This is a genomic window from Mesonia algae, assembly GCF_003253545.1.
In the GTDB taxonomy this organism is placed as follows: Bacteria; Bacteroidota; Bacteroidia; order Flavobacteriales; family Flavobacteriaceae; genus Mesonia; species Mesonia algae.
Map to the genome: position 1 here is coordinate 181,721 of NZ_QKYV01000006.1, position 13,426 is coordinate 195,146.

The 13,426-nt window shown below is 33.9% G+C and carries 10 protein-coding genes; 8 read left to right on the forward strand and 2 right to left on the reverse strand.

The window, feature by feature from the left end:
• Positions 1-20: 20 nt before the first annotated feature.
• A complete protein-coding gene (locus LX95_RS11470; RefSeq protein ID WP_111541599.1) occupies positions 21-1,481 on the reverse strand; it encodes a COG3014 family protein in 1,461 nt (486 codons plus the stop codon).
• A gap of 10 nt (positions 1,482-1,491) precedes the next feature.
• Entirely contained in the window at positions 1,492-2,079 is a 588-nt protein-coding gene (locus tag LX95_RS11475; protein WP_111541600.1) for a penicillin-binding protein activator LpoB, read from the reverse strand.
• Positions 2,080-2,258: 179 nt separating this feature from the next.
• Here LX95_RS11475 and LX95_RS11480 point away from each other — a divergent pair, with 179 nt between their 5' ends.
• The 8 genes from LX95_RS11480 to LX95_RS11515 all read left to right on the forward strand — a co-directional run bounded on the left by LX95_RS11480 (position 2,259) and on the right by LX95_RS11515 (position 13,424).
• Positions 2,259-4,121 carry a CocE/NonD family hydrolase gene (locus tag LX95_RS11480; RefSeq protein WP_111541601.1) on the forward strand — a complete coding sequence of 621 codons (1,863 nt, stop codon included), beginning with the start codon at positions 2,259-2,261 and terminating at the stop codon, positions 4,119-4,121.
• 4 nt (positions 4,122-4,125) lie between these two features.
• The gene (locus LX95_RS11485; RefSeq protein WP_111541602.1) at positions 4,126-5,934 is read left to right on the forward strand and encodes a DUF885 domain-containing protein; all 1,809 of its coding nucleotides are present in this window, start codon (positions 4,126-4,128) and stop codon (positions 5,932-5,934) included.
• 85 nt (positions 5,935-6,019) lie between these two features.
• Complete coding sequence (pfkA, locus tag LX95_RS11490; protein ID WP_111541603.1) at positions 6,020-7,006, forward strand: 6-phosphofructokinase; 987 nt, start codon at positions 6,020-6,022, stop codon at positions 7,004-7,006.
• 3 nt (positions 7,007-7,009) lie between these two features.
• Complete coding sequence (gap, locus tag LX95_RS11495; protein ID WP_111541604.1) at positions 7,010-8,014, forward strand: type I glyceraldehyde-3-phosphate dehydrogenase; 1,005 nt, start codon at positions 7,010-7,012, stop codon at positions 8,012-8,014.
• Between the two features lie 4 nt (positions 8,015-8,018).
• Positions 8,019-8,888: an N-acetylglucosamine kinase gene (locus LX95_RS11500; RefSeq protein WP_111541682.1), complete on the forward strand. Its 870-nt coding sequence runs from the start codon at positions 8,019-8,021 to the stop codon at positions 8,886-8,888.
• Positions 8,869-10,479 carry a glucose-6-phosphate isomerase gene (gene pgi / locus LX95_RS11505; protein ID WP_111541605.1) on the forward strand — a complete coding sequence of 537 codons (1,611 nt, stop codon included), beginning with the start codon at positions 8,869-8,871 and terminating at the stop codon, positions 10,477-10,479. Before LX95_RS11500 ends, pgi begins: the two co-directional genes overlap by 20 nt.
• Before the next feature lie 245 nt (positions 10,480-10,724).
• On the forward strand, positions 10,725-12,263 hold the full coding sequence (locus LX95_RS11510; protein WP_111541606.1) for a YifB family Mg chelatase-like AAA ATPase: 1,539 nt from the start codon (positions 10,725-10,727) through the stop codon (positions 12,261-12,263).
• 3 nt (positions 12,264-12,266) lie between these two features.
• Positions 12,267-13,424: a DUF2891 domain-containing protein gene (locus tag LX95_RS11515; RefSeq protein ID WP_111541607.1), complete on the forward strand. Its 1,158-nt coding sequence runs from the start codon at positions 12,267-12,269 to the stop codon at positions 13,422-13,424.
• The last annotated feature ends 2 nt before the right edge of the window (positions 13,425-13,426 follow it).

Below are 13,426 nucleotides of genomic sequence, written 5' to 3' on the forward strand. Positions count from 1 at the left end.
AAAAACATTTAAGGTTGTAGTTAGTTAGATTTCATCAAAAACTCTTCCGTTTTTTTATTTTCCTTTAAAGTAGGTTCAATAACTTTTGGCGCAGTTTTACCCACATCAAAAAAGCTAACAAGTTGTAAACCTCTTTTATAATCAATATGTATGGTATCTTTATCTACTTTAGAATTGCGATATCTATTAAGTGTGAAAATATTTTCTTTGTCACTTTCTAGACTAACCCTTGCATAGCTTATGGTGGCGGGTAGACTTTGCCAGTTTCTAGTGTCAGCTTTTTCGGTGATAGCTCCAGCAGCATCAGCGCTAACTTTAACTATATCTTTAGCATCTTCACCTAATAATTGTTTAGCCAGAGAACTCAGGCCAGCACTGGTTGCTTTTTTGGTAGTTAATCTAACAGCCATATCTATTACCTCTCTTAACATTCGGTCTTGTAAACACTGCCTAGCAATGGGGTAATAATCTTCTACAGTTTCAAATGGAATTTCTTGGTCATTTGTAGAAACAGATCCTGTTACATAATAACTTTCCCTCTCTATATATTTAGGAATAGCTAAAGAAGTAATTCCTACATTTAACCCTGGAGGAATGGGTAAGAAAAATGAACCATACTCATCATTAATTGAAACAAATGCATTTTCTACTAAGGTGAGTTGGGTTTGATCTTTTGCTGGTCCTAGACCGTTTTCCCAGAAAATTATAGCTTCTGCCGGTTGATACACAATTTCACTTTCCGGAATTTTAAATTTATTCTGATAAAAATTATACTCTTCAGTAAAACCTAGAACCTTAGCGGTTCTCAGTAAATCTTTTTGTAATTGATAGGGTAAAGGAACTTCATAGTAAACACCATCATTTTCTAAGTATAAATTAGCCGCATTCCGATAAGCTATAAACGCATTATTAATATCTCCTGTCGCTTCATATAATAAACCTTGGAGTATTTGAGCAAAGGCGTCTTCTGTATATTTATTTTTGTTTTTTTTATAACGCTGGTTGAGTTGATTCAACTTTATGTTGATCCTTTTAGCCTCTACTAAAGCTTCATTAGGCATACCAAGTTGAAAATAATTAAGTGCCATATAATAATGTATAGTCACTTTTTCAAAATCCTCTCCTTTGTATGGTTTTGCCATAGGATTGGTTAGGTTAGAAGCAATCGCCTGCCCAACATTAGATTGAATTTGATTTTCTATAAGCGTATAAGCTTTTTCGAAGAGTACATTACTTTTTTCAAAATTACCAAACATATGTTCTACCTTACCTTTTTCCATAAGATAGAGTAACTCGTTTCTATTTTTACTAAGAAACTTATTATCTTCAATTACTTGAAGTGCTGCTGAAAAATTTTGATTGACAAGATTTTGTTCTAAACCTATAATCCTGTCATTATAAGTAACTCCGCAAGAATTCAAAATACAAATTAGAATTCCTGCAGAGCAATAAGTTAACCACTTGCGTGTTAATTTTAGCATAGAAAAATGCTTATTTAATCATTTTTTTAATCTTCTTGTCACCAATCCATACTTTTTCGTTGGTTTCAATATTGGTAAGTTCTAAGTCAACTTGGTAATAAACAGTTTTATCTCTTTTATACTCATCTACAATAGAGTTGATAGTACCTTGTAACATAAAATCTGCTCCTTGCTCTAATCCAAATTGTTTCATAGAAGAGGCAGAAGAATAATTTTGTTGATCGGCTCTTTCTGCTCTTAATTCTTCTCGCATTGCACCAGCTTGTACCAATCTCATTCTATCATTATTAATAATAGCTTTCTCGATATCTTTAGAAAAAGTTTCTGTTGCAATATGTTCATGAGATTTATTGGTAATCATTCCAACAATAATGACAGGTCGGTCTCCTACATTCTGAGCCGTGTAAGTATTATACCAAGAATGCATCATCATCTCTTGAGTAATTTCTTCAGCCGTAAGTCGAGAGTCTGTGTCGTTCCATTTTCCGCTAATATCAGTAACGGTATCCTCACTCATGCGAGTTACTTGGCGACCACAGCTTATGGTGGTTAAAACTAAAAGAAGTGATAAAGAGCAAATAGAAAAGTATTTTTTCATAATATTAAATTAATGGTTTTCGTACCGACTAATTTAGACATTATTTAAAAAATTATAAGCTATGTTTTTAAATTTTATATTTTTGAAATAGAGCTATTTAGATATTTACAAGATTTCAATTGACTTTTTCTCTGCATAAATTATAGTATCTTTAAGCGATTTCTTAAAAAAATAATTGAATGAAAACCAAATTAAATTTATTAGTCCTGTTGTTTGTAAGTGTTTTATCTTTTCAAGTGTATGCGCAAGAAGATGACTATAACATAAAAGATCATTACATAAAACAAGAAGTTGATATAGAAATGAGAGATGGTATAAAATTGCATACTACCATTTACTCTCCAAAAGACACTTCTAAAGAATACCCTATCATCATGCAAAGAACGCCTTATAGTTCTCGTCCTTATGGTGAAAATCAATTTCGTTCAAAAATAGGACCTAATGAGTTTTTAATGAAAGAAGGAAATATAATCGTTTATCAAGATGTACGTGGACGTTGGATGAGTGAAGGAACTTATGATAATATGCGTGCTTACATTCCTAATAAAAAAGGAAAAGAAATTGATGAAGCTAGCGATACCTATGACACTATAGAATGGTTAGTTAATAATGTAGAAAATAACAATGGTAGAGTAGGGACTTGGGGAATTTCTTATCCTGGTTTCTATGCTACATACTCTTTACTTTCAGAACATCCAGCTTTAAAAGCTGCATCTCCACAAGCATGTATTGGTGATTTCTTTTTTGATGATTTTCATCACAATGGTGCTTATTTATTAAGCTATTGGAGAGCAACAGCACTTTTTGGTTATCAGCAAGAAGGTCCAACAAATAAAAACTGGTTTCAATTTCCAAAGTTAGATAGCAAAGATCAATACCAATTCTTCTTAGAGAATACACCTATCAGTCAGTTAGATGAATACTATAAAGAAGATAATATATTTTGGCAGCAGTTAAAAGACCATCCAAATTACGATGAATTTTGGCAAAAAAGAGGAATCATTCAACATTTAGGAGAAGTAAAGATTAAGCCTGCCGTTATGGTGGTAGGAGGACTTTTTGATGCAGAAGATCTTTACGGACCTTTTGAAACTTATAAAAATATAGAAGCCAATAATAAAAATTACAACACTTTAGTTTTCGGACCGTGGAGTCATGGTGACTGGGCTAGAAATAAAAAAAGACAAGCGATAGGGAATGTATATTTTGGAGATGATATTTCTCTCAACTACCAAAAAAACGTAGAAACTAGGTTTTTTAATCACTTTTTAAAAGGGAACGGAAAGCATAAAGAATCTGCTTTAGCGGAAGCAACTATGTATGATACAGGTTCAAGAGAGTGGAAAACTTATGAAAACTGGCCTCCAAAAGAAATAACCAATAAAAAGTATTATTTAGGAGAAAACCAAAAACTAAATACACTACCCAAACCTAATCAAAAGGTAGAATTTGTGAGTGATCCTAAAAAACCTGTTCCTTATTCTGAAGATATTAAAATGGTATTTACACCAAGAAAATATATGACAGACGATCAGCGTTTTTCAGCAAGAAGACCAGACGTTCTAGTTTTTGAAACTGAAGTGCTTGAAGAAGATATGACTTTAGCAGGAGAAATTATGGCTAAATTAAAAGTAGCAACTACAGGAACCGCTGCAGATTGGGTTGTAAAAGTAATCGATGTTTACCCTAATGAGGCTGAAGATACTGAAGAAACTCAAGAATATTTAAAAATGAGTAATTACCATATGATGGTGCGTAGTGAAGTGCTTCGTGGTAGATTTAGAGATAGTTTTGAAAATCCAAAACCTTTCACAGCTAATGAAAAGACTGCAGTAAATATTAAACTTCAAGACATACACCACACGTTTAAAAAAGGACATAAGTTACAGATTCAAATTCAGAGTACTTGGTTTCCGTTAATCGACTTAAATCCGCAAACGTATGTACCCAATATTTTCAAGGCTAAAAAAGAAGATTTTAAAAAACAAACCCATACGGTTTACGGCGATTCTTCAGTAGAATTTCAGTGGTTAAAAAAGTAGTTTTATGAAGAAGTATGTTTTAATTTTAAGTGCTATAATTTTATTCTCTTGCCAAGAAAAAGAGGAAAAAACATCTCAGCAAAGTAACAATTCAGAAAATGAAAAGATAGAAAAGTTCTTCGAGAAAACTTTTAAAGAAGATGTAGATGATTCACCTATGATGCTGACTCGTCTTGGTAAAAAAGAAAAAAATGATCAATGGGACGATTTTTCGAATGAAAAATACCCTAAAGATTTAGAAAAGAATAAAATAAGACTAACTTATTTAAAAGACAGTATTGATACATCTCAGTTATCAAAAGAAAATCAACTCAGTTACGAGTTGATGAAAGATAAACTGGAAAATGATATTGCAGATTATAAGTATCGTTTTTATGACTACCCAGTTAATCAAATGCATGGGTATCAGGCAGAATTACCTGCATTTCTCATTAACATGCATCAAATAGATTCAGTAGAAGATGCGAAAGCTTATATTTCTCGTTTAAACGGAATGAAAAAAGCGTTTGAAGATATTTCTGAACGTTTAAAAATTAGAGAAAAAAATGGAATTTTACCTCCTAAATTTGTTTTCACTAAAGTTATCGATGATGCACAAAATGTGATAAAAGGATTTCCATTTGAAAGAGGTAAGAAAGAGAGCACGTTATGGGAAGATTTTAGCAAAAAAGTTGAGGACTTAAAACTTAGCCAAGAAGAGAAAAAACAGTTAAAGGAAGAAGCTAAAAAAGCTTTATTAACTCATGTAGCTCCGGCTTACAAAACCTTAATTGAAACTCTACAAGATCAAAATCAAAGAGCAACATCTAAAGCTGGTGTTTGGAAATTTCCTAAGGGAGATGAATTTTATAACAACAGTTTAAAACGAGTGACCACTACCAATTTAACTGCCGAAGAAATTCACAATATAGGATTACGAGAAGTAAAGAGAATTCATAAAGAAATGATAGCCATTAAAGACAAAGTTGGTTTTAAAGGTTCTTTGGAAGATTTTTTTGAGTTCATGCGTAACGATCCGCAGTTCTATTATGATAAAACCGAAGAAGGGAAGACGGCTTACTTAGCGGAAGCAAAGAAAACTATCAATACGATGAAGGGAAGATTGGGAGAGTTATTCCATACGCTCCCCGAAGCCGATATTAAAGTAAAAGCCGTAGAAGCTTTTAGAGAGAAAAGTGCAGGAAAAGCTTTTTATCAAGCTCCGGCATTAGATGGATCAAGACCAGGAATTTATTATGCAAATTTGTATAATATGAAAGCTATGCCTAAATATCAATTGGAAGCGTTGGCTTACCACGAAGGAATTCCGGGGCACCATATGCAAATCGCTATCGCACAAGAATTAGATAGTATTCCCACGTTTAGAAAATTTAATTTCTATACAGCTTATGTAGAAGGGTGGGGACTTTACACTGAGTTTTTACCAAAAGAAATAGGTTTTTATCAAGATCCTTATTCAGATTTTGGAAGATTAGCTATGGAACTTTGGCGCGCATGCCGATTGGTAGTAGATACAGGAATTCACGCTAAAAAATGGTCTCGAGAAGATGGCATAGCTTATTATAAAAGCAATACACCTAATGAAGAAAGTGACTGTATAAAAATGGTTGAAAGACATGTTGTCATGCCGGGACAAGCAACGGCATATAAAATAGGAATGCTTAAAATCTTAGAACTTAGAGGGAAGGCAAAAAAAGAACTCAAAGAGAAATTTGATATTAGAGATTTTCATGATGTCATTCTTTCTCAAGGTCCGCTACCGCTTACTTATTTAGAGAATGAAGTTAATAGCTATATCAAAAAAAATAAATAAGAAAAAAGCCTCTTTACTAAAAAGAGGTTTTTTTTTAGCTAATTTTTAATAGGCTTTTAAAATAAAATCAAATAACTTTGAGAAGATGAAAACAAACCTTAAAAAGATAGGCGTACTTACTTCTGGTGGAGATGCACCGGGAATGAACGCCGCTATTCGAGCAGTAGTTAGAGCCTGTGTTTTTTATGATAAAGAATGCGTTGGTATTTATAGAGGTTATCAAGGTTTGGTAGAAGGTGATTTTACTCCGTTAGGAGCAAGGTCAGTAAAAAACATTATTAATAAAGGAGGTACTTTTTTAAAATCAGCTCGGTCTAAAGATTTTATGACTCCGGAAGGGAGGGAAAAAGCTTTTCATCATCTTAAGGATAATGAAATTGATGCACTAATTGTTATTGGTGGAGATGGTACATTTACTGGAGCTTCAGTTTTTAATGAGGAATTTGATTTTCCAATTGTAGGTATTCCAGGAACAATCGATAACGATATTAATGGAACTGATTTTACCATTGGTTACGATACCGCGTTAAACACGGTGGTTGAAGCAATAGATAAGATTAGAGATACAGCAAATTCTCATAACCGACTATTTTTGGTAGAAGTCATGGGAAGAAATGCAGGCGACATCGCTTTAAATGCGGGAATTGGCGCTGGAGCGGAAGAAATTCTAATTCCTGAAGAAAATTTAGGAAAAGACCGTTTGGTAGAATCTTTATCAAAAAGTAGAAAGTCGGGGAAAACATCGAGTATCGTAGTGGTTTCTGAAGGCGATCAAATAGGTAAGAATATTTTTGAATTAGCTCAATATATAGAAAGTAACCTTAATGATTACGAAGTGAGAGTAACCGTATTAGGTCATATTCAAAGAGGTGGTTCTCCAAGTTGTTATGATAGAGTATTAGCAAGCAGATTAGGAGTTGGCGCTGTAGATGTCCTTTTAGCAAATAAAAAGGATGTGATGGTAGGGGTAAAACATAAAAAAATTGTAGTAACTTCATTTAAAGAAGCAATAGAAGGAACAAATGAAATTGATTGGGACTTATTAAAAGTTGCCGATATAATATCGATATAAGAAATGAAAAAATTAAATATAGCCATTAATGGTTTTGGAAGAATTGGTAGATTAACTTTTAGAGTTGCCAGCCAAAGAGAAGATATAAATATTGTTGGAATTAACGATTTAGTAGATGTAGAACATTTAGCTTATTTACTAAAATATGATTCCGTTCACGGAAAATTTCCCGGAGAAATTACCACTAAAAACGGAAATCTTATCGTAAACGGTAAAGAAATCCGCGTAAGCGCAGAAAAAGATCCCACGCAACTAAAATGGGATGCGATTGATACCGAAGTGGTGATCGATTGTACAGGAATCTTTAAAACCAAAGAGTCTGCAGGTCAACATATCACTGCAGGAGCAAAAAAAGTGGTCATTTCTGCACCCTCTAAAGATGCACCTATGTTTGTGATGGGAGTAAATCATAATGATGTGCAGCCAGAAGATACGGTAGTTTCTAACGCTTCTTGTACCACCAATTGTTTAGCTGTTTTAGCAAAAGTAATTGAAGATAATTATGGGATTGAGGAAGCTTTAATGACAACCGTTCATGCAACCACTTCTACACAATCTACCGTAGATGCGCCTTCTAAGAAAAATTACCGAATAGGAAGAAATGCGTTAGCTAATATTATTCCGACTACTACAGGAGCAGCAATTGCTGTAGGGAAAGTGATTCCTGCCCTTGACGGAAAACTTACCGGGATGGCTTTTAGAGTCCCAACGCCCGATGTTTCCGTGGTTGACCTAACCGTAAGAACCAAAAAATCAGTTTCCTTTACCGATTTAAAAGCAACCATAAAAAAAGCTTCTGAAGGTGATTTAAAAGGAATTTTAGGCTATACAGAGGAAGCAGTAGTTTCTCAAGACTTTGTGTCAGAACCTCGTACGAGTGTTTTTGATGCCGAAGCAAGTATCGGTTTAAATGATAACTTCTTTAAGTTAATATCTTGGTACGATAATGAGTTTGGATATTCTACAAAATTAGTAGATTTGGCTGCTCATATCGCAAGTGTTAAATAAAAGCATGTACTTAATAGCAGATGGAGGTTCTACAAAATGTGACTGGGTTGTTATAGACAATTCGGGAAATATTATTATAGAAACCACAACGAAAGGTTTAAACCCCTCTGTATTTCAAGAAGCAACTTTATTAGAGAGGTTAAAATCTAATACAGAACTTTGCGTTGTAAAAGATAAAATCAATCATTTATCTTTTTTTGGAGCAGGTTGCGGAACAGAAACTCCCAAGTCTAAACTAAAAAAAGTATTAGAAAGCTTTTTCATTCAGGCAGAAGTGATAGTAGAAGAAGATACTATGGCTGCCGTCCAAGCGGTGACCCAAACCCCCGCGATAGTATGTATACTAGGGACGGGTTCTAATGCGTGTTTTTATGACGGAAAGAAAATTGTGAATCCTGTAGCCTCTTTAGGCTATATTATTATGGATGAAGCTAGCGGTAATTTCTTTGGTAAAAAGCTATTACAGGATTATTTTTATCGTAAAATGCCTCAAGATATAGCTATTGCCTTTAATGCCGAATTCGATTTAAGTCCAGACAAGATCAAGCAACATTTATATCATCACGAAAATCCGAATGCATATTTGGCACATTTTGCATCTTTTATATTTACTCAAAAAGAAATAAACCCTTATTTTTACCGCATTTTAAAAGAAGGAATTGAAGAGTTTATTGAGAAAAGAGTCTTATTGTTTGAAGAATCTAAGAAACACCCAATTCACTTTGTAGGATCTATAGCACATTTTTCAAAGAATATCATAAAAGAAATTTTAAATGAAAAAGGTTTGCTGTTGGGGAAAATATTAAAACGCCCCATCACTAATTTAATAACATACCATCAAAATATTATCGCAAATGGCGTTAAAGAAAATTAACCCCATACAAACGCAAGCTTGGGAAAATCTTCAGGAACATTTTAAAACGATCAAGAATAAAAAGATGGTCGAAATGTTTCAGGAAGACGATGGCCGTGTAGATAAATTTCATATAAAATGGAATAAGTTTTATATCGATTACTCTAAGAATAGACTGGATGACACAACTAAAAAACTACTCTTAGAACTTTGTAAAGAAGTAGACCTTAAAGATGCGATAAAAAAACAATTTGAGGGAAAAATTATAAATGTTACCGAGAATAGAGCAGCAGCACATACAAAATTGCGATCTCTTAACAAACCAAAAGAAGTAGAGGCTGCTTTAGAAAAGATGAAGATCTTTTCAGAAAAACTTATTCACGGAGAGTGGAAAGGAGCAACCAATAAAACCATACAGCATGTCGTAAATATAGGTGTTGGTGGCAGTGATTTGGGTTCTCAGATGGTTTTGGAGGCTTTAACAGCTTATCAAAATCACTTACAAGTTCATTTTGTTTCTAATATTGATGGTGATCATGTACATGAAGTTTTAAAAAAAATAGATGTAGAGCGAACGGTTTTTATTGTAGTCTCTAAAAGTTTTGCTACACAGGAAACCTTGAGTAACGCCATCACTATAAAAAAATGGTTTGCAAATAATGACTTTACGGAAGATGATATTTCTAGACACTTTGTAGCCGTAAGTGCTAATAACGAAAAAGCTAAAAACTTTGGCATTTTAGAAGAAAATATCTTCCCTATGTGGGATTGGGTAGGAGGCAGGTTTTCATTGTGGAGTGCCGTAGGTTTGGCTATTTGTTGCGGAATTGGTTATAAAAACTTTACGGAATTACTTGGCGGAGCTCAGCAAATGGATGAGCATTTTGAGTCTACCCCATTTGATGAAAACATTCCAGTGATTTTAGCTTTGATAAGCATTTGGTATAATAATTTCTTCGAAACTGAAACGGAAGCCGTTATCCCATATTCTCAATATTTACAAAAATTTATACCTTACTTACAGCAAGGCGTGATGGAAAGTAATGGGAAAAATATAGATCGAAACGGAAAAAAAGTAGACTATCAAACCGGTAATATCATTTGGGGAGAACCAGGAACCAATGCGCAACATGCTTTTTTTCAATTGATTCATCAAGGTACAAAACTTGTACCCTGTGATTTTATTGGTTTTAAACAATCCGTTCACGGAAATAAAGAGCATCATCACAAATTAATGGCTAATTTTTTCGCTCAAACGGAAGCTTTCCTTTGCGGAAAATCTAGAAAAACGATTGAAAAAGAAATCAGTCATCTTTCAGTTGAAGAGCAAGAAAAAATAAAAGCTTATAAATGTTTTGAGGGAAATAAACCTTCCAATACTATTTTAATTGACCAGTTAAGCCCAGAAACTTTGGGAAGCCTTATCGCTTTATATGAACATAAACTCTTTGTGCAAGGGGTCATTTGGAATATTTACAGCTATGATCAATGGGGTGTAGAGCTAGGAAAGCAGTTAGCTTCAAGTATTTTGCAGCAAATTGATAAGGGTGAAATCAAAGAAGACTTAGATCCGTCTACGAAAAGTTTACTTCAGGAGTTTTTCGCTAAATAAGTGTAAATCTCTTATTTTATATGCAATTCACATTATAAACATTAATCTTCCATTTCTTTTATCGGATAAGTAAGCATTATCAATAAACCTTGAGTTTAAAATTGAAAAAGTAACATGAAGATAGAGCTTCATTTATTTGATTATCATAGTTTTGAGCTGTAACAATTAAAATAAGTTTCTTTAAATTTTCATAAGATGTCTTTAAATGAGTAAATAATTCTTTATTTTTAAGACAAAGTAATTATATGCTAGTTAAAGTTTACGGAAGTGCTGTTTTTGGTGTGGAAGCCACCACCATTACCGTAGAGGTAAATATAGATAAAGGAATAGGCTATCATTTAGTTGGTTTGCCCGATAACGCCATCCGTGAAAGTAGTTTTAGAATAGCCGCAGCTTTACAAAACAATAGCTATAAATTACCAGGAAAGAAGATTACTGTAAATATGGCACCAGCCGATTTACGCAAAGAAGGTTCTGCTTACGATATGACGCTAGCATTAGGAATTTTAGCTGCTTCTTCACAAATCAAAGCTCCAAAAATAGAAGAATATATTATTATGGGAGAACTTTCTTTGGATGGAAGTTTACAACCTATAAAGGGAGCTTTACCTATTGCAATAAAAGCTAAACAAGAAGGATTTAAAGGTTTTATTTTACCTAAACAAAATGCTAAAGAAGGGGCAATTGTTAGTGGTTTAGATGTATATGGAGTAGAAAATATTACTGAAGTAATTGAGTTCTTTGATCAAGGAAAAAAATTGGAACCTACTATTGTTAATACGAGAGAAGAGTTTTATCAAAACTTAAAACATCCAGAATTTGATTTTGCCGATGTAAAAGGTCAAGAATCTATCAAACGCTGTATGGAAATTGCCGCAGCGGGAGGTCATAATATCATTTTAATTGGTCCGCCAGGATCAGGAAAAACGATGTTGGCTAAACGATTGCCAAGTATATTACCTCCTATGACACTCCACGAAGCTTTAGAAACCACAAAAATTCATAGTGTGGTAGGAAAAGTAAGGGAAAATGTAGGTCTTATGGCTGAACGACCGTTTAGGAGTCCACATCATACGATTTCCGATGTGGCTTTAGTTGGCGGAGGAGCATATCCGCAACCGGGAGAAATTTCTTTGTCACATAATGGGATCTTATTTTTAGACGAATTACCAGAATTTAAACGAAGTGTTTTAGAAGTAATGCGTCAACCTTTAGAAGATCGGGAAGTAACTATTTCTAGAGCAAAATTTACGGTAACCTACCCTTCAAGTTTTATGCTAGTCGCTAGTATGAACCCTAGTCCGGGTGGTTATTTTAACGATCCAGATGCTCCCGTTACCTCTTCACCAGCCGAAATGCAAAGGTATTTGAGCAAAATAAGCGGACCTTTATTAGATCGCATAGATATTCATATAGAAGTAACGCCGGTTCCTTTTGAAAAGCTAAGCGATGAGCGAAGAGGGGAAAGCAGTGTAAAAATTAGAGAGCGCGTAACCAAAGCGAGAGAAAATCAAACGCTTCGGTTTAAAGATATAGAACATATACATTACAATGCTCAAATGGGAGTTAGGCAAATACGAGAGTTTTGTAAGTTAGATGAAGCTTCAAAACAACTCTTAAAAACCGCTATGGAACGTTTAAATCTTTCCGCAAGAGCCTATGATCGCATATTAAAAGTATCTAGAACGATAGCCGATCTAGAGAATTCAGAAAAAATTAACGGAGAACATATAAGTGAAGCCATTCAATATAGAAGTTTAGATAGAGATGGCTGGTTAGGATAAATTATGAAAAAAATAGCAATCGCATTAAGTCTTATAGCTTTGGTAGCTTGTAAGAATAAAAATCACGAAGAAACGACGTTGCAGGATCAACAGCAATCAGAAAAAGATACTAGCATTGTAGAAGATATCTCTTCTAAAATGACAGAAGTGGAGCCTGTGGTTCTTAGTTTAGAACAAGCCGAAAAGTTAGCAAGGATGCCTTTGGCGTGTTTGGAGCAAGAGTTTCCTAATAAGTTAGGGCAAACTTTAGCTTCAGAAAACGACCTACAGAAACCTAGTGAGTTACACCCAGCTTTTTACGGTTGTTTTGATTGGCATTCTTCGGTTCATGCGCATTGGAGTTTAATAAGTCTGTTAAAACAATTTCCTAATCTCGCTAAAGCGGAAGAAATTAAACAATTGCTTCAAGATCATCTTTCAAAAGAGAACATAGAACAAGAGTTAGCCTATTTTAATAAAGAGCAGAATAAAACTTACGAACGTACTTACGGCTGGGCTTGGTTATTAAAATTAGCACAAGAGATTCATACTTGGGAAGATCCTATAGCAAAGGAGTTAGAGGCAAATTTAGCACCTCTAACAAAGAAAATAGTAAGCAATTATCAAGCATTTTTACCTAAATTAAATTATCCTATTCGTACGGGAGAACACGAAAATACAGCCTTTGGGATGAGTTTTGCTTATGATTATGCTGTAGCTACAGAGAATCAAAAATTAAAAGATTTAATAGCCACAAGAGCAAAAGACTTTTATTTATCAGATGATAATTGTCCTATTGCATGGGAGCCAGGAGGTTTTGATTTTCTTTCTCCTTGTCTAGAAGAAATACATTTAATGCAAAATGTGCTGGCAGAGCAAACATTTAAGTTATGGCTTAAAGATTTTATGCCCGAAATTTCAAATAAGGATTTTGATTTAGAAATAGGAGAAGTTTCAGATCGTAAAGATGGAAAATTAGTCCATTTAGACGGACTCAATTTTAGCCGAGCAGCTGTGTTGTTTAGTCTTGCAGCTAAATATGATAATTTAAATCATCTTAAACCTGTGGCAGAAAAGCATTTGTCTTCCTCTTTCTCTAACCTTACAGACGATTCTTACGAAGGAGGTCATTGGTTAACCACCTTTGCTATTTATGCATATAACAAACGAAAGAATAAATAACA

Bases quoted from the DNA above. Each gene is read 5' to 3' on its own strand.
- LX95_RS11470 (WP_111541599.1), bottom strand. From the start codon at position 1,481: ATGCTAAAATTAACACGCAAGTGGTTAACTTATTGCTCTGCAGGAATT.
- LX95_RS11475 (WP_111541600.1), bottom strand. From the start codon at position 2,079: ATGAAAAAATACTTTTCTATTTGCTCTTTATCACTTCTTTTAGTTTTA.
- LX95_RS11480 (WP_111541601.1), top strand. From the start codon at position 2,259: ATGAAAACCAAATTAAATTTATTAGTCCTGTTGTTTGTAAGTGTTTTA.
- LX95_RS11485 (WP_111541602.1), top strand. From the start codon at position 4,126: ATGAAGAAGTATGTTTTAATTTTAAGTGCTATAATTTTATTCTCTTGC.
- pfkA (WP_111541603.1), top strand. From the start codon at position 6,020: ATGAAAACAAACCTTAAAAAGATAGGCGTACTTACTTCTGGTGGAGAT.
- gap (WP_111541604.1), top strand. From the start codon at position 7,010: ATGAAAAAATTAAATATAGCCATTAATGGTTTTGGAAGAATTGGTAGA.
- LX95_RS11500 (WP_111541682.1), top strand. From the start codon at position 8,019: ATGTACTTAATAGCAGATGGAGGTTCTACAAAATGTGACTGGGTTGTT.
- pgi (WP_111541605.1), top strand. From the start codon at position 8,869: ATGGCGTTAAAGAAAATTAACCCCATACAAACGCAAGCTTGGGAAAAT.
- LX95_RS11510 (WP_111541606.1), top strand. From the start codon at position 10,725: ATGCTAGTTAAAGTTTACGGAAGTGCTGTTTTTGGTGTGGAAGCCACC.
- LX95_RS11515 (WP_111541607.1), top strand. From the start codon at position 12,267: ATGAAAAAAATAGCAATCGCATTAAGTCTTATAGCTTTGGTAGCTTGT.